General features: G+C 53.1%; 22 protein-coding genes and 3 pseudogenes. 11 read left to right on the top strand and 14 right to left on the bottom strand.

Features of this window, described 5'->3' with window-relative positions; all coding sequences use genetic code 11:
• Positions 1–31: 31 nt before the first annotated feature.
• Together IM265_RS02360 and IM265_RS02355 are read right to left on the bottom strand one after the other, a co-directional pair.
• Positions 32–1441 (bottom strand): PLP-dependent aminotransferase family protein, encoded by a 1410-nt coding sequence (locus IM265_RS02360; RefSeq protein ID WP_193030745.1) that lies wholly within the window; start codon positions 1439–1441, stop codon positions 32–34.
• Positions 1442–1522: 81 nt separating this feature from the next.
• The gene (locus IM265_RS02355) at positions 1523–1711 is read right to left on the bottom strand and encodes a hypothetical protein (protein WP_028013309.1); all 189 of its coding nucleotides are present in this window, start codon (positions 1709–1711) and stop codon (positions 1523–1525) included.
• Between the two features lie 426 nt (positions 1712–2137).
• Between IM265_RS02355 and IM265_RS02350 the strand changes: the two are divergent.
• The 6 genes and pseudogenes from IM265_RS02350 to hslJ all read left to right on the top strand — a co-directional run bounded on the left by IM265_RS02350 (position 2138) and on the right by hslJ (position 6580).
• A pseudogene (locus tag IM265_RS02350) lies at positions 2138–2620 on the top strand (Hcp family type VI secretion system effector).
• On the top strand, positions 2617–3096 hold the full coding sequence (locus IM265_RS02345; protein ID WP_072058755.1) for a DUF2778 domain-containing protein: 480 nt from the start codon (positions 2617–2619) through the stop codon (positions 3094–3096). Before IM265_RS02350 ends, IM265_RS02345 begins: the two are co-directional and overlap by 4 nt.
• A gap of 381 nt (positions 3097–3477) precedes the next feature.
• Positions 3478–4878, top strand: coding sequence for a cytochrome ubiquinol oxidase subunit I (locus IM265_RS02340; RefSeq protein WP_193030747.1), 1401 nt, complete (start codon positions 3478–3480; stop codon positions 4876–4878).
• The gene (gene cydB, locus IM265_RS02335; protein WP_063154245.1) at positions 4878–5888 is read left to right on the top strand and encodes a cytochrome d ubiquinol oxidase subunit II; all 1011 of its coding nucleotides are present in this window, start codon (positions 4878–4880) and stop codon (positions 5886–5888) included. Before IM265_RS02340 ends, cydB begins: the two co-directional genes overlap by 1 nt.
• On the top strand, positions 5888–6016 hold the full coding sequence (locus IM265_RS02330) for a DUF2474 domain-containing protein (RefSeq protein ID WP_008501283.1): 129 nt from the start codon (positions 5888–5890) through the stop codon (positions 6014–6016). The genes cydB and IM265_RS02330 overlap by 1 nt, the downstream gene beginning before the upstream one ends.
• A 126-nt stretch (positions 6017–6142) precedes the next feature.
• Positions 6143–6580: a heat shock protein HslJ gene (gene hslJ, locus IM265_RS02325; protein WP_028013312.1), complete on the top strand. Its 438-nt coding sequence runs from the start codon at positions 6143–6145 to the stop codon at positions 6578–6580.
• Here hslJ and IM265_RS02320 read toward each other — a convergent pair whose 3' ends face one another.
• Positions 6581–6847 (bottom strand): DUF333 domain-containing protein, encoded by a 267-nt coding sequence (locus IM265_RS02320; RefSeq protein ID WP_028013313.1) that lies wholly within the window; start codon positions 6845–6847, stop codon positions 6581–6583. It abuts the gene before it with no gap.
• A gap of 271 nt (positions 6848–7118) precedes the next feature.
• Here IM265_RS02320 and nifJ point away from each other — a divergent pair, with 271 nt between their 5' ends.
• Both nifJ and ompC read left to right on the top strand, forming a co-directional pair.
• Positions 7119–10643 carry a pyruvate:ferredoxin (flavodoxin) oxidoreductase gene (gene nifJ / locus IM265_RS02315; RefSeq protein WP_193030749.1) on the top strand — a complete coding sequence of 1175 codons (3525 nt, stop codon included), beginning with the start codon at positions 7119–7121 and terminating at the stop codon, positions 10641–10643.
• Between the two features lie 389 nt (positions 10644–11032).
• Positions 11033–12172: a porin OmpC gene (gene ompC, locus IM265_RS02310; RefSeq protein WP_028013315.1), complete on the top strand. Its 1140-nt coding sequence runs from the start codon at positions 11033–11035 to the stop codon at positions 12170–12172.
• 165 nt (positions 12173–12337) lie between these two features.
• Here the strand turns inward: ompC and IM265_RS02305 are convergent, their stop codons facing one another.
• The 7 genes and pseudogenes from IM265_RS02305 to IM265_RS21950 form a co-directional block, all read right to left on the bottom strand.
• Positions 12338–12490, bottom strand: coding sequence for a hypothetical protein (locus IM265_RS02305; RefSeq protein WP_193030751.1), 153 nt, complete (start codon positions 12488–12490; stop codon positions 12338–12340).
• Between the two features lie 14 nt (positions 12491–12504).
• Positions 12505–12582 carry a hypothetical protein gene (locus tag IM265_RS21955; protein WP_223239581.1) on the bottom strand — a complete coding sequence of 26 codons (78 nt, stop codon included), beginning with the start codon at positions 12580–12582 and terminating at the stop codon, positions 12505–12507.
• 68 nt (positions 12583–12650) lie between these two features.
• Positions 12651–13073, bottom strand: a complete 423-nt coding sequence (locus IM265_RS02300; RefSeq protein WP_041909734.1) for a GFA family protein — start codon at positions 13071–13073, stop codon at positions 12651–12653.
• A 3-nt stretch (positions 13074–13076) separates the two neighbouring features.
• A complete protein-coding gene (locus IM265_RS02295; RefSeq protein WP_028013317.1) occupies positions 13077–13274 on the bottom strand; it encodes a hypothetical protein in 198 nt (65 codons plus the stop codon).
• Positions 13275–13338: 64 nt separating this feature from the next.
• Entirely contained in the window at positions 13339–13767 is a 429-nt protein-coding gene (locus IM265_RS02290) for a VOC family protein (protein WP_193030753.1), read from the bottom strand.
• Between the two features lie 95 nt (positions 13768–13862).
• Complete coding sequence (locus tag IM265_RS02285; protein WP_045260635.1) at positions 13863–14207, bottom strand: DUF1294 domain-containing protein; 345 nt, start codon at positions 14205–14207, stop codon at positions 13863–13865.
• A 128-nt stretch (positions 14208–14335) separates the two neighbouring features.
• Positions 14336–14425 (bottom strand): annotated as a pseudogene (locus IM265_RS21950) (ABC transporter); the annotation flags it as partial.
• A 63-nt stretch (positions 14426–14488) separates the two neighbouring features.
• On the opposite strand from IM265_RS21950, the pseudogene IM265_RS21945 reads away from it, so the two are divergent.
• Both IM265_RS21945 and ttcA read left to right on the top strand, forming a co-directional pair.
• Positions 14489–14593, top strand: a pseudogene (locus IM265_RS21945) (site-specific integrase); the annotation flags it as partial.
• Positions 14594–14613: 20 nt separating this feature from the next.
• Positions 14614–15549, top strand: a complete 936-nt coding sequence (gene ttcA, locus IM265_RS02280; RefSeq protein ID WP_028013348.1) for a tRNA 2-thiocytidine(32) synthetase TtcA — start codon at positions 14614–14616, stop codon at positions 15547–15549.
• Positions 15550–15591: 42 nt separating this feature from the next.
• Here ttcA and dbpA read toward each other — a convergent pair whose 3' ends face one another.
• The 4 genes from dbpA to IM265_RS02265 form a co-directional block, all read right to left on the bottom strand.
• Positions 15592–16965: an ATP-dependent RNA helicase DbpA gene (dbpA, locus tag IM265_RS02275; RefSeq protein ID WP_047368661.1), complete on the bottom strand. Its 1374-nt coding sequence runs from the start codon at positions 16963–16965 to the stop codon at positions 15592–15594.
• A 27-nt stretch (positions 16966–16992) separates the two neighbouring features.
• A complete protein-coding gene (locus IM265_RS21940) occupies positions 16993–17157 on the bottom strand; it encodes a hypothetical protein (protein WP_305143948.1) in 165 nt (54 codons plus the stop codon).
• Positions 17158–17448: 291 nt separating this feature from the next.
• Entirely contained in the window at positions 17449–18432 is a 984-nt protein-coding gene (gene zntB / locus IM265_RS02270) for a zinc transporter ZntB (protein ID WP_100170165.1), read from the bottom strand.
• Between the two features lie 154 nt (positions 18433–18586).
• Entirely contained in the window at positions 18587–19729 is a 1143-nt protein-coding gene (locus IM265_RS02265) for a methyl-accepting chemotaxis protein (protein ID WP_059357664.1), read from the bottom strand.
• 444 nt (positions 19730–20173) lie between these two features.
• Here IM265_RS02265 and IM265_RS02260 point away from each other — a divergent pair, with 444 nt between their 5' ends.
• Entirely contained in the window at positions 20174–22303 is a 2130-nt protein-coding gene (locus IM265_RS02260) for a bifunctional diguanylate cyclase/phosphodiesterase (protein ID WP_193030755.1), read from the top strand.
• Positions 22304–22313: the final 10 nt, after the last annotated feature.

Here is a 22313-nt window from a genome sequence, read left to right as displayed (position 1 = left end):
AAGAAATGATTATTTAAATAAAGGGGAAAAGTTATTCCATCATTGTGCTAATTAATTTACCTAACTGAATGACCGCCTGCTCTTCCCGCTCACCCCACGCCCAGGACGTATTAAACCGGAAGAACGGCGTCCACGCGTCAGAGGTGGAAAACATCTTTCCGGGCGCAATGCTGATGTGGTGCGTTAAGGCCTTTTCGCTCAGCAGCCCCGCGTCCAGCCGCGCAGGTAGCTCCAGCCATAAAAAGTAGCCGCTGTCGTTGTGGTGGATTTTGACACCGGCGGGCATATGGCGCAGAAGCGACTGCCACGCCTGCTGTTTTCGCTCGGCGAGAGTTCGTCGCAGGCGGCGCAGATGGGCGTCGTAGCGTTTTGTCGCCAGGTAGTCCACCAGCGCCAGCTGCATGGGGGAACTGGTTGAAAGCGTGCTCATCAGCTGCAGCTGCTGAATGCGGCGCGCGTGTTTTCCTGCCGCCACCCAGCCGATGCGAAACCCCGCCACCAGGCATTTTGAAAAGGAAGAGCAGTGAAGCGTCATATCTACCCGGTCCCAGGCTTTGGCCGGAAGCGGTTTTTCGCGACCAAAATAGAGCTCGCTGTAGACATCGTCCTCGATCAAGGTGACGTTGTGCTCCGTCAGGAGCGAGACCAGACGCGCTTTTTTTTCCACACTCAGCGTAAAGCCAAGCGGGTTTTGGCCGTTGGTCATGAGCCAGCAGGCTTTTACGGGGTAGTCGTTCAGCGCCTGCTCCAGCGCATTCAGATCGATCCCCTCCCGAACGTCTGTGGCGACCGACAGCGCTTTTAGCTTCAGACGCTCCAGCGCCTGCAGCGCGCCGTAAAAACACGGGTTTTCAACAATCACCCAGTCTCCTGGCTCCGTCACCGCCTGTAAACTCAGGTTGAGGGCCTCAAGGGCGCCTGCGGTAATGACGATCTCGTCCGGCGAGATGTTCATCCCCTGCTGCGCATAACGGCGCGCAATGGCGTGACGGAGTTCAGCGTTACCGGGCGGCAGGTTCTCAATCACGCTCATTGCGGTAGCGGTTTTACTGACGTTTGCCAGCGAGCGGTTAAGCTGCTGAAGCGGGAAAAGCCGGGGGTCGGGAAACGCGGAGGCGAAAGGAACAACGGACGGATCGCGGCTGGCCTGTAAGACCTCGAAGATATAGGTGTTGATATCTACCGCTTCATCACGCATCACCTGGGCAGGCGGCGCAGGCTGTTGTGCGGTCGGGCGCGAGGCAACGTAATAGCCCGACTGCGGCCTGGCGACAATGCGCCCCTGACTTTCCAGCATCTGATACGCGTGGCCAACGGTCATAAAGCTCATGCCGCTGCTTGCCACCTGCTCTCGCAGGGAAGGCAGCTTATCGCCCGGCAGCCAAACGCCAAGCTCAATCTGCGAGATAATTTGTTGCGCCAGACGCTGGTATTTTTTCATCAGATTCTCCTTATTGCCGACAGTGTATATCAGCAGGAGAAAAAGAGAAGATTTTGCTAACTGTTATAGTTTAAGTAAAAATTACTTACGGTACTCGGTAACGTGGCTTTGCGCCTGACGCGCAGCGGCCAGGTGATCGAGCGTGATCATTGACGATTTGCAAAAGATGCATTTCGCACCGAGCGGGTTTTTCTCAGATACATCAAAGACTGAGGTACGGTACTGCGAGCCATGACAGCATGGGCAGCGGAAATGGATATAAGAAGTCATAGGATTCTCCTGTGAACGTAAAAACGTAAATTACTCATGAGCCGATCAGGCAATAATGGTTTTAAACAAAACTAATCGGAATGTAGATAAAGACCCAAGAGAGGCTGCGGAGAGGCACAACGTGATGAGAACTGCTTTATGAAACTACGTCAGATATTTTTTTGGACTCAAAACCAGAAGACCATTAACGCACGGCGATGACGACAAAGCAAGCGGTTTAATGCGTAAAAATCATAAAAAGAATATTTTTATTCAGAAACGCTTAATACGGCACAAAATATTAGCGGGACCAATCTCGACAAAAATATTTATAAATCAACGAAATATAAATATTTTGCATGGCATTTTTTGTCTAATCACCATAACACATTGGGAGTATTAACATCCATCCGGTATACGAACTGTGAAAGAAAAAAGGAGTTTAAGATGGCCATTCCAGCATACCTGTGGCTTAAAGACGACGGTGGAGCAGATATCAAAGGCGCTGTCGATGTATAAGATCGTGAGGGCAGTATCGAGGTGTTGGGATTTAGTCATGGCCTGCATCTCCCAACAGATAACATGACGAGGAAAATTACTGGTACTCGTATTCATTCAGCTCTCGTTTTTGAGAAGGAATTCGACAGATCAAGTCCCTATCTCTACAAAGCCGTTGCAAAAGGTCAGACGCTGAAAGGGGCAGAATTTAAATGGTATAAGATCAACGATTCCGGGCAGGAAGTTGAATACTTCAATATGCAGCTAGAAAATGTCAAAGTCGTCTCTATATGTCCACTCATGCATGACATAAAAAACCCGGCAACGGAGAAGCATAACCATCTGGAAAGTATCGCCCTGCGTTACGAAAAAATAACCTGGAAACACTGTGACGGTAATATTATTTTTTCTGACGAGTGGAAAGACAGATGATTCGGTGCACTTTTCATTTGAATGGCTATCAGCTTTCCACTTTGAGTTGCCCCGGCTTAGGCTTTTTCCCCGCGTATTCTGGAAATTCCGGGCATAACAGAAATAATCCTAATGCCGTTGCGACTCCTGAGGTGGGCCCCTTACCCCCAGGACTCTATTATATCGTGACACGTCCACGAGGCGGTTTTGGTACTCACTGGCATGACGCAATTAAAGGGTTAGAAAGCGGATCAAACCGTGACTTTTGGTTTGCTCTTTACCGCCACGATACTCACATTGACGACAGAACTTTTATCAATAACGTTGAGCGTGGTTCTTTCCGGTTACACCCGGCGGGACAATCTGGGATTAGCAATGGATGTATTACGTTGCCAAATCACTCCCATTACAGAATTCTGATGCATGGTCTACTGGCATCCGGCACGTTTAAAGTTACTGCTGGGTTAGATGCACTTGGAACAATACAGGTATATTGATGAATGCAAAAAAGCATACCCTGACCTGGGTTGTTGAAACATTGATGCTGTTTGTTATTTACTCACTTGTATGTTACTTCATGCCTGATGTATTACTTTATCATCTCTTCACCAGACATTTTGGCTTTATGACTGAACTTGAATGGAGTGAAAGCTATACACTGTTGCTTTTCATCTTCTCATTTTTGCTCAATGCCATGTTGATTTACCTCTGGGCATTACGAAAATGAACCTCCCTTGGGCAGAAATATTGCCGCCCAGCAATATAAAGCAAAGGCAGGCAAGAAAACTGTTATAGATAAATAACCCAGGTCTGTCTCTGCAACCCAGCGCTGGCGCGGCTTAGAATGGCATCGACATAATTACATCGCGGAGTTTTGCATGTTTGGTTTAGATGCTTTTCACCTTGCGCGGATACAGTTTGCCTTTACCGTATCCTTTCACATTATTTTCCCGGCCATCACCATCGGCCTGGCCAGCTATCTTGCCGTGCTCGAAGGGCTGTGGCTGAAAACAAAAAATCCGGTCTGGCGCTCGCTATACCATTTCTGGTCGAAAATTTTCGCCGTCAACTTTGGCATGGGCGTGGTCTCCGGGCTGGTGATGGCCTACCAGTTTGGCACCAACTGGAGCGGCTTTTCGCAGTTTGCAGGCAGCATTACCGGCCCGCTGCTGACCTATGAAGTGCTTACCGCCTTCTTCCTCGAAGCCGGGTTCCTCGGCGTGATGCTGTTCGGCTGGAATAAAGTGGGGCCAGGGCTGCACTTCTTCGCCACCTGCATGGTGGCGCTGGGCACCATTATCTCAACCTTCTGGATCCTCTCCTCGAACAGCTGGATGCAGACCCCGCAAGGCTACGAGATCGTCAACGGACAGGTGGTACCGGTGGACTGGTTCGCCGTGGTATTTAACCCCTCCTTCCCCTACCGCCTGCTGCATATGTCGATTGCGGCATTCCTGAGTAGCGCCCTGTTTGTCGGTGCATCCGCGGCATGGCATCTGCTGCGCGGGAATAATACCCCTGCCATACGGGCGATGTTTTCGATGGCGCTGTGGATGACGCTGATTGTTGCACCCATCCAGGCCCTGGTTGGCGATATGCACGGGTTGAACACCTTAAAGCATCAGCCCGCCAAGATTGCCGCTATTGAAGGCCATTGGGAAAATCCGCCGGGCGAGCCTACCCCACTGCTGCTGTTTGGCTGGCCTGACATGGAGCAGGAACGCACCCGCTTTGGACTGGCGATCCCGGCGCTGGGTAGCCTCATCCTGACGCACAGCCTGGATAAACAGGTCCCTGCGCTAAAAGAGTTTCCAAAAGAAGACCGTCCTAATTCCACCATCGTCTTCTGGTCGTTCCGCATTATGGCGGGTTTAGGGATGCTAATGCTGCTGCTTGGAGTAGTGGCGCTCTGGCTGCGTTATAAAAAGCGGGTTTATTCTTCGCGTCCGTTCCTGTGGTTTGCCCTGCTGATGGGGCCATCCGGGCTGATTGCCATTCTGGCCGGATGGGTCACCACCGAAGTCGGCCGCCAGCCGTGGGTGGTCTACGGACTCCAGCGAACAAAGGATGCGGTTTCAGCCCATGGTGACCTGCATATGAGCGTGAGCCTGCTGGCCTTCTTCGTCGTCTATACCTCGGTATTCGGCGTGGGCTATAGCTATATGGTGCGCCTCATCCGAAAAGGCCCGCAGCCGCATGAATCGTTCGCCACCGAGTCCGATGGACGCCCGGCGCGCCCGCTTTCTGCCGTCACAGCTAAACATAAGGAGCAGCCATAATGGGTATCGATCTTTCCATTATCTGGTTTGTCATCATCGTCTTTGCCACGCTGATGTATATCGTCATGGACGGGTTTGATCTGGGAATCGGTATTCTGTTCCCGGCAACACAAAACGCCGACGATCGCGACGTGATGGTCAACAGCGTCGCACCGGTCTGGGACGGCAATGAGACCTGGTTGGTGCTGGGTGGTGCCGCCCTGTTCGGTGCATTCCCACTGGCCTATGCGGTGATTATTGATGCTCTGACCATTCCGCTGACGTTAATGCTGATCGGACTTATATTCCGCGGCGTGGCGTTTGAATTTCGCTTTAAAGCCACCCCGGCCCACCGTCCTTTCTGGGATAAGGCGTTTATTGGCGGTTCCGTTCTGGCGACCTTTACCCAGGGCGTGACGGTAGGTGCCGTCATTAACGGCTTTAGCGTCACTGGCAGAACGTATACCGGCGGACCGTTTGACTGGTTTACCGCGTTTAACCTGTTCTGCGGCGCGGGTCTGGTGGTGGCCTACGCGCTGTTAGGCTCAACCTGGCTGGTGATGAAAAGCGAAAATGCGCTGCAGCAGCGGATGCGTGAGGTGTCGAAAACGCTGTTAATCGTGCTGCTGGCATTTATCGCAGCGATCAGCCTCTGGACGCCGCTGGCGCACCCGGCCATCGCGGCGCGCTGGTTTACGCTGCCGAATCTGTTTTATCTGCTGCCAGTCCCTGCCCTGGTCGTCATGTTTAGCTTCTACCAGTGGCGCTGCCTGAGTAATCCTGAGAGCCATGCTCGGCCGTTTATTCTGACGCTGGGGCTAATATTTCTCGGCTTTAGCGGGCTTGGGATCAGCATCTGGCCGCATATCATACCGCCGTCGATCACCCTGTGGCAGGCCGCCGCGCCGACGCAAAGCCAGGGCTTTATGCTGGTGGGCGCGCTGTTGATCATTCCCGTTATTCTGGTCTACACCTTCTGGAGCTACTACGTATTTCGCGGCAAAGTTCAGCCTGGGGAGGGTTATCACTGATGCAACAACCTGTCTGGAAAAGATTGCTGTGGCTGGCCATTATCTGGGGCGGCAGCGTACTTGCGCTGGCAGCAGTCAGCATGCTCTTTCGCATGCTGATGACGGCTGCCGGGTTTAAATCGCATTAAACTTCATTCCGGGCAGCCCTGCGCTGCCCGGCACCACCCCGCACTTTCAGATAAACCCCATTAACGCACCGCAGAGTATCGTTACACTGGTAAAAGATTCACAGAATTTATTATTTGAGAAGAAAAATGAAAAAGCTCATCGCGTTAAGTGTTATCAGCCTTGTCCTCAGCGGCTGCGTTAATCCGGGCAAAGCATCCGTTCAGCCGGATCAGCTGAAGAGCCACCGTTTTGTTCTGGAAAACGTGGACGGCAAATCCGTGAAGGGCATGACAACGCAGCCTGAGATCGCTTTTAACGCGCTTCCCGACATTAGCCTCATTGATAACATTAGCGTTTCGGGCCAGATGTGTAACCGCTTCAACGGGCAGGGAAAGCTGTCCGAAGGTGAGCTGAAAGTGAAAACGCTGGCGATGACCCGCAAACTTTGTACCGAACCACAGCTTAACGAGCTGGATCAGGCCATTGGCGACATGCTGCGCAAAGGGGCGCAGGTCGACCTGACTGAAGACCAGCTGACGCTGGCGACGGCCGATAAGACGCTGATGTTTAAGCGAGCAGAATAATCAGTAGCTACCGCAGCTTCCAACGGCAAGCGACTGTTCACTGCAGCGTTTGCCGTTTGGCAAGGCGCACATCCCAATAGCCGAACCGTCAAGCTGGCGGGCAACAGACAGCGAGCCGCCAATCATGGCGCAGTTGGCCTGGCCTGAACTGGACATTGCCGCTTTCATTCCCGGCGCCACGTGGGCCGCCGTGGCCTGCTGCACAGGTTCACTGCTACATGCCGACAACAACAACGCGGCACACCCTACCCAAAATGCTGAACGCATGCTCTCTTCCCCGTAATTAGTGCGAAACCTAAGCATAATAGGCATCACATCCCGTGTCGTCGAGAGCGGAAGTGCGTATTTATGCGCCGCTGAAACAATTTCTCGCAATTTTTTCGCCCTAAGTTTGATCTAACCATTGATGGTGGGAATACCGAGGACACAAAAGCGAAAATCGTAAAACCCCCTGTTTGCTAGACTACACAGATAATATTCAGGGTTTGTCGCCTTATGACAGCCCCCTATTTTTTGCGCAATGTAAGGGTGTCGTCCTATGCAAACTATTGACGGTAATGGTGCAGTTGCCTCAGTCGCGTTTCGCACCAGTGAAGTTATCGCCATCTATCCGATCACGCCAAGTTCAACTATGGCCGAGCAGGCGGATGCCTGGGCGGGAAACGGGTTAAAAAACGTCTGGGGCGATGTCCCGAGAGTGGTTGAAATGCAGTCTGAAGCGGGTGCGATTGCTACGGTCCACGGTGCGCTGCAGACTGGCGCGCTTTCCACCTCGTTCACCTCCTCTCAGGGATTGCTGTTGATGATCCCAACGCTGTACAAACTCGCGGGTCAACTGACCCCCTTCGTCCTGCACGTCGCGGCGCGTACGGTGGCCACCCACGCACTCTCAATTTTTGGCGATCACTCGGACGTGATGGCCGTGCGCCAGACCGGGTGCGCGATGCTGTGCGCCAGCAGCGTTCAGGAAGCGCAGGACTTTGCCTTAATTTCGCATATCGCCACGCTTAAAAGTCGCGTTCCGTTTATTCACTTCTTTGATGGTTTCCGTACCTCTCACGAAATCAACAAAATCGTCCCGCTGGCGGACGAGACTATCCTGGATCTGCTGCCACAGGCGGAAATTGACGCGCATCGCGCCCGCGCCCTTAACCCGGAACATCCGGTAATTCGCGGGACATCAGCAAACCCGGATACTTATTTCCAGTCACGCGAGGCCACAAACCCGTGGTACAACGCGGTTTATGACCACGTCGAGCAGGCAATGAATGACTTTGCCGCCGCAACCGGACGCGAGTACAAGCCGTTCGAATACTACGGCCATCCGCAGGCTGAGCGCGTGATTGTGCTGATGGGATCTGCTATCGGCACCTGTGAAGAAGTCGTTGACGAGCTGCTGACCCGCGGCGAAAAGGTCGGCGTGCTTAAAGTGCGTCTTTACCGCCCGTTCTCGGCTAAACATCTGCTCTCTGCCCTGCCGGAAAGCGCGCGTACCGTGGCGGTGCTCGATCGAACCAAAGAGCCTGGCGCACACGCGGAACCGCTGTATCTTGACGTGATGACCGCCCTCGCTGAATCCTTTAATAGCGGCGAACGTGAAACGCTACCGCGCGTTATCGGCGGTCGCTATGGCCTGTCTTCCAAAGAGTTTGGCCCGGACTGCGTGCTGGCCGTGTTTAACGAGCTAAGGGAAGCGAAACCTAAGCCGCGTTTCACGGTCGGCATTTATGATGACGTAACGAATCTTTCCCTGCCTTTACCGGAAAATACCCTGCCTGCGACAGCCAAACTTGAAGCGCTGTTCTACGGCCTGGGCAGCGACGGCAGCGTCTCGGCCACCAAAAACAACATCAAAATCATCGGCAATTCAACCCCGTGGTACGCGCAGGGTTACTTCGTCTACGACTCCAAGAAAGCCGGCGGTCTGACCGTTTCTCACCTGCGCGTCAGCGAGCAGCCCATCCGCTCGGCCTACCTTATTTCTCAGGCCGACTTTGTTGGCTGCCATCAGCTGCAGTTTATCGACAAGTACCAGATGGCTGAGCGCCTTAAGCCCGGCGGTATTTTCCTCCTCAATACGCCATACAATGCGGATGAGGTCTGGGCGCGCCTGCCGCAGGAAGTACAGACGGTGCTGAATCAGAAAAAAGCCCGATTCTATGTGGTTAACGCGGCGAAAATTGCCCGCGAATGTGGCCTGGCCGCCCGTATTAATACCGTCATGCAAATGGCCTTCTTCCATCTGACCAATATCCTGCCGGGCGACAGCGCGCTGGTGGAACTTCAGGGCGCCATCGCCAAAAGCTACAGCAGCAAGGGGCAGGAGCTGGTGGAGCGAAACTGGCAGGCGCTGGCGCTGGCGCGCGAGTCGCTGTTCGAGGTGCCGCTGCAGCCGGTCAATGACGCCAGCCCGAATCGCCCTCCGGTGGTCTCGGATGCCGCACCTGATTTTGTGAAGACCGTCACGGCCGCCATGCTGGCCGGGCTGGGTGACGCCCTGCCCGTCTCTGCGCTGCCGCCGGACGGAACCTGGCCGATGGGCACCACCCGCTGGGAAAAACGCAACATCGCCGAAGCGATCCCCATCTGGAAAGAAGAACTCTGTACCCAGTGTAACCACTGCGTTGCGGCCTGCCCGCACTCGGCCATTCGCGCCAAAGTGGTGTCACCGGAAGCAATGGAAGATGCCCCGGCCAGCCTGCACTCTCTGGATGTAAAATCCCGCGACATGCGCGGCCAGAAATACGTTCTGCAGGTCGCACCGGAAGACTGCACCGGGTGTAACCTCTGCGTTGAGGTCTGCCCGGCGAAGGACAGGCAGAACCCGGACATCAAAGCCATCAATATGATGTCGCGCCTTGAACACGTTGAAGAAGAAAAAGTGAATTATGACTTCTTCCTGAACCTGCCGGAAATCGATCGCAGCAAGCTGGAACGCATTGATATTCGTACCTCGCAGCTGATCACGCCGCTGTTCGAGTACTCCGGCGCCTGCTCCGGCTGCGGTGAAACGCCGTACATCAAACTGCTTACCCAGCTGTATGGTGACAGGATGCTGATTGCCAACGCCACCGGCTGCTCGTCTATCTATGGCGGTAACCTGCCCTCCACGCCGTACACCACCGATGCGAATGGGCGCGGTCCGGCATGGGCAAACTCCCTGTTCGAGGATAATGCCGAGTTTGGCCTGGGCTTCCGACTCACCGTTGACCAGCACCGCGCGCGTGTGATGCGCCTGCTTGAACAATTTGCCGATAAGATCCCGGCTGAACTTAACGCGGCGCTACACGCAGAAGCCACGCCAGAGGTTCGTCGCGAGCAGGTAGCTGCACTTCGCAGCGCACTCAAGAGAATTGACGGCGCTGAACAGCTTCTGACCGACGCTGACGCCCTGGTCGAAAAATCGATCTGGCTGATTGGCGGTGACGGCTGGGCTTACGACATCGGCTTTGGCGGGCTGGATCATGTGTTAAGCCTGACCGAAAACGTCAACATTCTGGTTCTGGATACGCAATGTTATTCCAATACAGGTGGTCAGGCATCGAAAGCCACGCCGCTGGGCGCCGTCACGAAATTTGGTGAACACGGTAAACGCAAGGCACGTAAGGATCTCGGCGTGAGCATGATGATGTACGGCCACGTTTACGTCGCGCAAATCTCGCTGGGGGCGCAGCTTAACCAGACGGTGAAAGCCATTCAGGAGGCTGAAGCGTATCCGGGGCCGTCGCTGATCATTGCCTACAGCCCGTGCGAAGAGCATGGCTACGACCTGGCTCTCAGCCACGATCAGATGCGTCAGCTGACGGCCACCGGCTTTTGGCCGCTCTACCGGTTCGATCCTCGCCGTGCGGACGAGGGCAAATTACCGCTGGCGCTGGATTCACGTCCGCCGTCAGATGCCCTGGCAGAGACGCTGATGCAGGAACAGCGCTTTCGCCGTCTGAATGCGCAACAGCCTGAGGTGGCAGAACAGCTCTGGAAAGACGCCGCCGAAGATCTGCAAAAACGGTATGACTTCCTGGCACAAATGGCGGGTAAAGCCGAAAAATCAACCAGCGACTAACTCCACTGCCCGGCTTGTCCGGGCATTTTTTTGCCATAAAAAAAGCCCGATGTCTTCACATCGGGCTAATCCAGATAATTAATGAATCTCTCTTTAGTTTCCCAAATGACATTCACGATAATTATGGATAAATAATCTTAAAGGCATATAACGGCGCAGAGATTACCTGATTTAATCACCAATTAATAATTTTTATTTAATATGAATCATTTTCAATCATTCACCACAACAATGATCATTTCCGTGGATTTATTCCTTTGAGATTTTACTCAATTAGTAACAATTATATTTTATTACTCTTTCGCAGGAGTGATTTAGCATGGGACAACTTTCGGTTTTTGAAAGTTCAACAGGTAATCAAATAAAAACAACTGCAAAGGAATATCACGATGCAAAGAAAAGTACTGGCTCTGATGATTCCAGCTCTGTTAATGGCTGGCGCCGCGCATGCGGCAGAAATTTATAATAAAGACGGCAACAAATTAGATCTGTACGGAAAAGTAGATGGTCTGCACTATTTCTCCGATGATGCCTCAAAAGACGGCGATCAAACCTACATGCGTCTGGGTTTCAAAGGTGAAACGCAGATTAACGACATGATGACCGGCTACGCGCAGTGGGAATATAACATTCAGGCGAATAACACCGAAGGGTCTGATAATCAGTCCTGGACGCGTCTGGCCTTCGCGGGTGTCAAAGTGGGTGACTACGGTTCCTTCGATTATGGTCGTAACTATGGCGTGCTGTACGACGTGGAAGGCTGGACCGATATGCTGCCTGAGTTCGGCGGCGACTCTTACACCTATGCGGATAACTTTATGACCGGCCGCGCCAACGGCGTGGCAACCTACCGCAACACTGACTTCTATGGTCTGGTGCAGGGTCTGAACTTCGCGCTGCAGTATCAGGGCAACAATGAAGATGCCAGCAACAATCAGGAAGGCACCAACAACGGCCGCGACATGCGTTATGAGAATGGCGACGGCTTCGGTATTTCAACCACCTATGATTTCGGCATGGGGTTCAGTGCCGGTGCCGCCTACGCCTCATCTGACCGTACAAATGACCAGGTAAGCGCAGGTACTGGCGCTGCGTCTCAATATGCGGGTGGTGATAAAGCGGATGCCTGGACTGCAGGCCTCAAATATGACGCAAATAATATCTACCTGGCGGCGATGTATTCTGAAACCCGTAATATGACGCCGTACGGTTCAGGTGATAGCAAATCAGGCGGCGGTATTGCCAACAAAACTCAGAACTTCGAAGTGACCGCACAGTACCAGTTCGATTTCGGTCTGCGTCCGGCCATTTCTTACCTGCAGTCTAAAGGGAAAGACCTGGGCAACGGTCAGGGCGATCAGGACCTGGTTAAATATGCGGACGTAGGCGCGACCTACTATTTCAACAAGAACATGTCCACCTACGTTGATTATAAAATCAACCTGCTGGATGAAGATGACAGCTTCTACAAAAACAACGGTATCAGCACCGACGATGTCGTTGCATTAGGCCTGGTTTACCAGTTCTGATGGTCAGAGCCCGCAGCGTCATGCGGGCTCTCCTTTTTTTGATGTTTGTCTTACAACAGCGCTTTATCGCGATATTGTTGAGGATAAGTTGAAAGAAAGCGGGTTAGACTGCGCCGATATCCCCCTCTTCATTAAGGATACCTGCGTTGTTTGGTCGTATATCCGTTACCATTCTGACACTTTTAGCATGCTTGTGGATGGCGTTAATCTTTGATTTTCGAGATATTGTTGGGCATCTCGGCACGCTGCTAAACCATCTGGATCATCATTAACAGTGATTCCCAGCAAAAAGCCACCAGCAATGCCGGTGGCGGTCATACGCATTTCGAGCGTTATTTTTTCACGGGTTGAGGTTTTTTATCCCCTGATTCCGGGGCCTCACGCGGATCGTCTTTTTCTACACAGAGCATAATTTCTCCTGTTTTAGAAACCCACTTCCCACTATAGCCAGGCTGATAAAAAAAAGGCCAGGCGGTAATTAATCTTGATTGGTCTCTTTTTTGCGAAACGAGAGATAGCCAAAAACGCCGCTTTCGCCGTCGCTCGGATGGTTTACGCCATCCATCACCGTCACTTCTGGGAAATCAAACGGCGACACATTTTTAAAACAGGCCACATTGACGCCGTATTCATTTGGGTTAGAGCGACGCTGATGGAACGTGTAAATCCCGCAGACCGAGCAGAAGAAATGGCGCGCCGTCCCCGTGTTGAACCGATACTCCGTCAGCTTATCCTCACCTCTGGTCACGGTGATACCCGACAGCGGTGCAGAGACCACAACCGCGCCCCGCATACGGCAAAAAGAGCAGCTGCAGCGCCGCGCGGTATTCAAGCCGTCAGTCAATTCGACGGTAAAAGCTACCGCACCACAGTGGCACTGTGCATGACGAATGTCAGCCATTGGCTATACCCCTTTTCTTACCAGTTCGGCAGCTTTGAGAAAAACCTCATCTTCTACACCATCGCCTTTCTGCCTGCCCAGCCTGACAAGTTCGTTGACAATGCTGTCACGATCGATCGTTTTTTGCGATGAAACTAGCCCTATAACGGCGGCCCCAATCGCCAACCCCACTAATCCTGTTTGTTCGTCTTTGTTCTTCATACTCATGCTCCTGATACAACAAACAAGCGTAGCAGGATTTTTCAGACCGTTTTCAGGCGTTTTACTATTTCGCCTGGATCGCTGTTATTCCGACACGCTGGCCGTATGAGAGCTCTAAGGTATTACCGTCAGGATCGGCAAAAAATACATAATAGCCGACGGGGTCACCCAGATCTTCCGGCGCTTTCCTCAACACCCCTTCTTTAGCGGCCATCGCGGTTTTTCTGTCAATTTCTTCGCGCGTGGCGCAGGCAATCCCAAGGTGGCCAAAATGCCCCAGCGGCGTATCGATCACGGTGTCCGCCTGCACCAGAACCAGCGCAAAAGGACGCGTATGGTCAGTTAGCCACGCCACTTTACGGGCAGTTGGAAGATCGGGCTCACGCGAATGGATGACGTCCATCCCGGCATATCGGCGATAGAAAGCAAGGCTCTTCTCCAGATCCCTGACCATAAACGCAACATGAGTGAATCCTACATCAATATCTTTCATTTTAAGATGTTACTCCTGTATCAACATGTCGTAGCCATCTTAAAAGCTCAAGTTAACTTGAGGTCAACGGTGAATTTGTGCGGTCCTGATGATGTTCAAAAAAGAATAAAGGGACAGAAATGATAAAGCGCCGCCGTGGCTGAAATATTCACGACGATGCTCAGCAAAAACCAGGTTTTGAAGGGTTGCTTCTGCGTTTTATGGCGAAAGAGCTGTTGGCCCAATATGGCGCCTGGCCACCCTCCCACAGTACCAAACGTCAGTAAAGTGACTTCCGGTATCCTGCGCATCGCTTTTCGTGCCGCCGTTTTGTCGACACCATAAATCGCTATCGTCAGCATATTAATCAGCAGAAACCACATGGCAAAAGGATACGAGGAAAAAAAGCTGCCGATCGCAGCGAAGATCAGCAGAACAAAACAAAAGCGATTCAATGTCATAGGGTCAGTCACGGAATATGTAAGCGTATGTCGGGAAAGCATTATACGCTATCTTACGCATGTATCCGGTCAGGTGCTATCAGCCCGCTTTTGCATGCGGACCTCAAAATGAATGACGTCTTCGACGCACCGAATTGCATTTTGTGAAGCTGCGCATACGCGCCATCATGAGCAAGCAGTACCTTATGGCTTCCGCGTTCAACGATAACGCCAGTTTGTTTTGGTCCCCCCTCCCGGATGGCGAACAGAAAGCCGACTACGCTTTATTAGCTATTGCGCAGAGTGTAAAACGTGCTGGCATTCGCCGCCGGAATCCGTACCATACGCGGCATACTTTTGCCTGCTGGCTATTATCTGCCGGCGCTAACCCGTCTTTCGCCGCTACTGGCTCCGAAGGTAGTAATAAATGCAAGAAAATCAATCAAATACAAAGAAAGAGCAATACAACCTGAATAAACTGCAAAAGCGCCTGCGCCGTAACGTGGGCGAGGCCATTGCGGACTTCAACATGATTGAAGAAGGCGACCGCATCATGGTTTGCCTGTCAGGGGGTAAAGACAGCTACACCATGCTGGAGATCCTGCGTAATCTTCAGCAAAGCGCGCCGGTGAATTTTTCTCTGGTGGCGGTCAACCTTGACCAGAAACAGCCGGGCTTCCCGGAGCACATTCTGCCGGAATATCTTGAACAGCTGGGCGTTGAGTACAAAATCGTCGAAGAAAACACCTACGGCATCGTGAAAGAGAAGATCCCGGAAGGGAAAACCACCTGCTCGCTTTGCTCCCGTCTGCGCCGCGGCATCCTCTATCGTACCGCAACGGAACTGGGCGCGACCAAAATTGCGCTGGGCCATCACCGCGACGATATCCTGCAAACGCTGTTCCTTAACATGTTCTACGGCGGCAAGATGAAAGGCATGCCGCCTAAGCTGATGAGCGATGACGGCAAGCATATTGTGATCCGTCCTCTTGCCTACTGCCGGGAAAAAGACATTGAGCGTTTTTCTCAGGCGAAAGGGTTCCCGATCATTCCATGCAATCTGTGCGGCTCACAGCCGAACCTGCAGCGTCAGGTGATCGGCGACATGCTGCGCGACTGGGACAAACGTTATCCGGGCCGTATTGAGACCATGTTCAGCGCGATGCAGAACGTGGTTCCTTCCCACCTCGCGGACGTAGAGCTGTTCGACTTCAAAGGTATCAACCACGGCTCGGAGGTGGTGAATGGTGGCGATTTGGCGTTTGACCGGGAAGAGATCCCAATGCAGCCTGCGGGCTGGCAGCCGGAAGACGAGGACAATCAATTCGAAGAGTTGCGTCTGAACGTGCTTGAAGTGAAATAAGCGATGGGCGTCTCAGAAAGACCTTCTGAGACGCTTTATGCCTTATTTCAGCAGATGTACGCGGCAGGTTTTGCCTTTAATCTTGCCGTTTTGCAGCTGCTTCCACGCCTTATGCGCAACCGCCTGGCGAACCGCCACGTACACGTGTGCCGGATGAACCGCAATTTTCCCGATATCCGCCCCTTCCAGCCCCACATCTCCGGTCAGTGCGCCCAGCACATCCCCCGGTCGCATCTTGGCCTTTTTGCCGCCATCAATGCACAGCGTCGCCATTTCGGCCTCCAGCGGCACGAGCCTGACGTTCCCCGGCGCGTTCACCCAGTTCAGTTTGATCTGCAACATTTCTGAGAGAATATTGGCGCGCTGCGCCTCTTCCGGCGCGCAGAAGCTGATGGCCAGCCCGCTGTTTCCGGCGCGAGCAGTGCGACCAATACGGTGGACGTGCACTTCGGGATCCCATGCCAGCTCATAGTTGACCACCAGCTCAAGGGATTTGATATCCAGGCCGCGTGCGGCCACGTCGGTCGCCACCAGCACGCGCGCGCTGCCGTTAGCAAAGCGCACCAGCGTCCGATCGCGATCGCGCTGTTCAAGGTCGCCGTGCAGCGACAGCGCGCTCTGCCCCGCCGCATTCAGGGCATCACAAACCGCCTGGCAGTCTTTTTTGGTATTACAGAACACCACGCATGACGCAGGCTGGTGCTGGCTCAGCAGTTTCTGCAGGAGCGGGATTTTTCCCTGCTGCGAGGTTTCAAAGAACTGCTGTTCGATGGCCGGCAGAGCATCGACGCTGTCGATCTCAATGGTGAGCGGATTATTCTGCACGCGACCGCTGATCGCGGCGATGGCTTCAGGCCAGGTCGCAGAGAACAGCAGCGTCTGCCTCCCGGCCGGCGCGAAGCGGATCACTTCATCAATGGCATCGCTGAAGCCCATATCCAGCATCCTGTCCGCCTCGTCCATCACCAGCGTGCTTAAGGCATCGAGCGAAACGGTGCCTTTTTGCAGGTGATCAAGCAGGCGGCCGGGCGTGGCGACAATAATGTGCGGCGCGTGCTGGAGAGAGTCGCGCTGTGCGCCAAACGGCTGCCCACCGCAGAGGGTTAAGATCTTGGTATTGGGCAGGAAACGCGCCAGGCGACGCAGTTCACCCGCGACCTGGTCTGCCAGCTCGCGGGTCGGGCACAGGACCAGTGACTGGGTCTGAAACAGCGACGCGTCAATATGCTGCAGCAGACCAAGACCGAAAGCTGCCGTTTTCCCACTGCCCGTTTTCGCCTGCACACGCACGTCCCGGCCTTCAAGGATAGCGGGTAGCGCGGCCGCCTGAACAGGCGTCATCGTGAGGTATCCCAACTCGTTGAGGTTGTCGAGTTGGGCGGCAGGCAGAACATTCAGGGTAGAAAAAGCGGTCACAATAATCTCTCGTGGTCATCTTTACGGTCAGATGGCGCGTATCCTCGCAGATCTCGGGGTTCGATGCGACAATTTAATCGGTTCTTCGTCCGGCGGCGGGTCTGGCATCGGCTGCGGACGCGGAATGGGATCGGGCATCGGCACGGGATCGGTGGGGACAGGATCGGACTGACGCGCGTGTTGCAGTAGCAGAGCGAGTAAAATGCTCATCTTTCCCTCCAGGATTTGCTGTCGTCCCTTTTAGGGTAGACGCTGAGAAACAGGAGGCAAAAAAAAGCCGACTATAAAGTCGGCGTCGTACGAATCAATTGTGCTATGCAGTAATTCAAAAAAGGAAGTAAGACAATATGGAGCGCAACGCCCATCGCTTGACGTTGCATTCACCTGCGGGAGTAATATTGCACCTTACGGGGGTGATGTTTATTGACTTCGCTCAATTAAAAGAGCGTTTTAATCCTCGAAAAAGGTGAAAAAATCGTAAATTTACAGCCATTTACTACGATGCAACCACCATGCAACACCACCAATCAAAACAACTAACATGACGCAAAACGCGGTGAAGCCGTACCGATATTCGCCGCCGGGTATACCGCCCAGATTGACGCCAAAAAGCCCTGTCAGAAATGTGCTGGGTAAAAAGACCATCGCCATCAGGGACATCGTGTAGGTTCTTCTCGCCAGCGACTCCTGCATCACCTGCGCGATTTCATCCGCCATCACCGCCGTTCGGGCGATACAGGAATCGATCTCATCCAGTCCGCGGCCCAGCCTGTCAGCAATGTCCTGCATCCGGCGGCGCTGATCGTCATTCATCCAGTTGAGTCTTTCACTGGCCAGACGGGCATACACATCCCGTTGTGGCGTCATATACCGACGCATCACGATCAGCTGCTTGCGCAATAGCGCCAGAAAGCCGCGCGGCGGGATCTGCTGATCGAGCAGATTATCTTCCAGGTCGATGATTTTATCGTGCAGCTCTTCAATAAATTCGCTCGCATGATCGGTCAGGGCGTCACAGACGTCCACCAGCCAGCTGCCGCAGTCAACCGGTCCGGTCCCCTCTTTGAGGTCGTTCACAATGTCATCCAGCGCCAGAACCTTACGCTGACGTGTGGAAACAATCAGCCCATCGTCCATATAAACGCGCATCGCAACCAGTTGATCGGGACGTTCATCCGTGCTGCCGTTTATACAGCGCAGGGTGATAAGCGTCCCGTCACCCATCCTGCTCACGCGAGGCCGCAGGCTTTCCCCCGCCAGCGCATCACGTACATTGTTAGGCAACAGCGGAGTCGAGGCCAGCCAGTCAGCGCTGTCCGGGTGGGTATAGTTCAGATGTAGCCAGCAGGGATGCTCTTTATCAATGACATCATCATCATCCAGCGGTCGGGCACCGCCGCGACCGTCCAGCACCCACGCAAAAACTGCGTCAGGAACGTTAAGTTCGGATCCTTTAATGCTCTCCACAGCGCCTCCCCTGTTTGGCTCTTTCGATGTCAGTCTAGCTTCCATCAGGGGTTAAGCAACAACTATGTTTCGCATCGCGCTGAAATCGCTCAGGAATTGTACACGCTATATTTTGAGAATAAAAAAGCCTGGCATGCCAGGCTTCGGGAAGCTGTCAATGAGAGTGCTCGGGGCGCGGATGAAACGAGACAGGGCTGGCGACTGGTGACGGGGGGTGCCCCTGGTCCAGCCTGAAATTTCGGGTCCGCGTCTGCAGTTCGATCACCTGATTACGCAGCACATCAGAGGAACCGTTGAGCTCCTCCGCCATCGCCACGTTGCTTTGCGTGACCCGCTCCAGTTCGGACAGCGCCAGCGTGATCTGGGAAATGCCCTTCTCCTGCTCTGCGGTTGAGGTAGAAATTTCGTCCATTAACCGGCTGACGTTGCCGGAGCCGGTCACGATGTCACGCATATTCTTCTCCGCTTCCGACACAACGCTGGCACCCTGGGTGACATTACTGCTGGTAACGTCAATCAGCGTTTTGATGTTTTTCGCCGCCTCGGCGCTGCGGTGAGCCAGGTTTCGGACTTCCTCTGCGACCACGGAGAACCCTTTCCCGTGATCGCCCGCCCGCGCGGCCTCGACGGCCGCGTTAAGCGCCAGAATATTCGTCTGGAATGCAATCCCGTCGATCAGGGAGATAATTTCCGTCATCTGCTGCGCGCACTCGGTAATGGATTGCATATTGCTGGCAACCTGTTCCATCAGATCTCCGCCCTTGCGCGCCTGCAACGTCGCGGCATTCGCCTGCTCGCTCGCCAGCCGGGTATTATCGGCATTGTTTCGGGTACTTGCCGCCATCTGCTCCATGCTTGCCGCAGTTTGCACCAAAGATGCAGACTGCTGCTCTGTTTTCACCGAGAGCTGAGCACTGCGGGAAGAGAGCTGATCCGACAAGGCCATGGCGTTTTGTGATGATGCCCTGATCTCACGCACCAGCGTAGCGATGTTGCTGGAAAGAGTATTAATCCCGGGAATTAATCGCCCCGCGCAGTTATTGCCAAACTCGGGGATAGAGACGCCTAAGTTGCCTGCGGTCACTTCTTCAATACTTTTTTTCACAGTATTGATCGGCGTCACAAGAAACTTCGTCATATAACTCCAGAGCAAAAATAATCCAACGAAATTGACCAGATTAATCGAAACGAAAAGAGGAAGATTGCTGGAAAATAGAGCAACGATACCTGCATTCACTAAAAACAGGCACAGCAGGAACCAGGCAATAAAGGTCCTGACACTAATATTTCTTAGCATGATTTTACCCACAACTTATATTTTGGTCGGCATTTAGATTTATAGCATTCACTTTTGCGTTTGTCCTCACATAATACGCTGGTTTCTCGTTTCGCCGTTACCCACCCTGTATTTAACTTAAGTCAGATAAAAAAGGGGTTTTAGTAGAAATGTCATGCCCTATAAACTGTATTGCTGGTCCAAAGCCCCCTGAAGCGATACCATTATCTGCGGTGCATGCACACATATTTAAGACGCTTTGCTACAATCTATCGACTATGTTTAGCAGTACTTAATGCATTAACATAAAGAATATATTTTATATTTCGGCTAAGTTTGACCTTTTATATAAGTGGCTCTTTTCCACGATAAATAACTAATATGGTTTGAATGCGCATGTTCGTTGCCAGATAAAGACGTGCCGGCCGGCAAAATCGGTAACCCTCTCAGGCGTGGGATTGCATAATGCTCAATATATCGTGGGACCCTGTGTTGATCGCTGTCTCTTATCTGGTGGCGTTTATCGCCTCCTTTGTGGCCCTGGACAGCGCCGGGAAAATTCCCCTTTCCAGCCGTAAAGCGGCTCTGTTCTGGCGCATTGCCGGCGGGATCACGCTGGGCATCGGGATCTGGTCAATGCACTTCATCGGTATGCTGTCGATGCAAATGCCGATGATGATGAGCTATGACCTATGGCTAACCCTTGCGTCTCTCGGCGTGGCGATCGTTGCCTCCACGATAGCAATAAATATTGCCGTTACGGGCAAACACCTCTCTCCCTTTCGGCTGTTCTTCGCCACGGTTATCCTCAGCGCTGGCGTGGTCGCTATGCACTATATCGGCATGGCCGCGTTGATGCTGGAAGGAAGCATCCTCTGGGATCGGCGCATTGTGGGTGTGTCCGTGATGATTGCCGTGGTCGCCTCCGGTGTGGCGCTGTGGCTGGCTTTTCGCCTTAGAGATAAGCACAAAGGGGTCTTTGTGACTCGCATTCTCGCCGCGTTAGTCATGGGCGCCGCCATTTGCGCGATGCACTATACGGGCATGAGCGCCGCGCATTTCCATGAGATGGCGCATACGCTCCCCGGCGGGGTCAGCGAGCTGGGGTTATCCATCTGGGTTTCCGTCACCACGCTCGCCCTGCTCGGCATGATGTTAATTATTTCGCTTATCGATTCGCACTGGCGGACCAGCCGGCTGACGGATAATCTGCGCCAACTCAACCGGCAGCTTGAGCTACAGGTTCGCTTTGACGCTCTCACCGGCCTCGCAAACCGCCAGCAGATGGATATTCGAATGCAGGATTGTCTGCACAGCGCCTTGTTGAGTAACAAACAATTTGCCGTGATTTTTCTGAATGTCGATCGCTTCAGACGCGTGAATGATACCTGGGGTCACAGCGTCGGTGATGAGTTATTAATTACCATTGCCCAGCGCATCACCTCCCTACTTACCCGAGAGATGACGCTGGCCAGGCTGGGTGGGGATGCCTTTATCCTGCTGGTTCCCGAATACGACGAAGAAAAGCTCACTACCCTGCTCACGACGCTGCTCGCGGATATGCGCCGCCCGCTTTCGCTTTGCGGACATACGCTGAGTACCACCCTCAGCGCGGGTGTAAGCCTTTATCCTCAGGATGGCGAAACGCTGCATGAACTGAAGTTTAAGGCGGATGCCGCCTTACACCACGTTAAGCAAGATGGTCGTAACGGCTGGGCGTTTTACCGCCCTGAGATGTCAACGGCGGTTCCGGCGCAGCCGGGTTTTCTGCAGGAACTTTATCAGGCGCTGGAAAGCGATCGGTTTGAACTGTGGTATCAGCCAACCTGGCATGCTAAAGATAAGACGATCCACGGTTTTGAGGCTCTTCTGCGCTGGCGGCATCCGGAGCAAGGCGTTTTGCTGCCAGGTCTGTTTTTACCCACTCTGGAACAAACGGGTTTGATTATTCCGGTTGGCAACTGGGCTATTGAAGCCGCGTGTCGGCAGCTTCATTTCTGGACTGAACAAGGTTTCAGCCAGTGGACGTTATCGCTCAATTTATCCCCTATTCAGTTCGAACAGCCGGATATCTTTCACATCGTGTCGTCCATGCTGGATAAATATAATCTTTCGCCCTCAAGGCTGATCCTGGAGGTCACGGAGAGTACCGCGCTAAAAAATCTCGACCGCAGCATCGAGCTGCTCAACGCCTTTAACCATGCGGGGATCACCGTCTCTATTGATGATTTTGGCACGGGCTATTCCAACCTGCTGATGCTGAGCGTTCTTCCGGCAAAAGAGCTTAAAATCGACAAGAGTTTTGTATCCTCTATGCTGGGAAATGAAAAAAGCCGCAAGCTGGTGGAAACCATTATTAATATTGCGCGCACCATGGAGATGGCTGTCGTTGCCGAGGGGATTGAAACGGACGAACAGCAGGCAATACTGACCAGCCTCGGCTGTGACTATCTCCAGGGCTACCTTTTCTCCCGCCCCTTGCCCGCTGAACAGGTTCCGTGGCTGCTGCTACAAAAAAACTCAGACAAACAAATTATACCCTTAAGTAAAATTCAAACGGACCCCGAATTTATTTCACAAAAAAATCATGCCTGACGGGATTGAG

The organism is Enterobacter cloacae complex sp. P17RS (assembly GCF_014895885.1).
Taxonomy (GTDB): Bacteria; Pseudomonadota; Gammaproteobacteria; order Enterobacterales; family Enterobacteriaceae; genus Enterobacter; species Enterobacter bugandensis.
The sequence above is the reverse complement of the archived record's forward strand: the minus strand, read 5'-3'. Positions and strand labels throughout refer to the sequence as shown.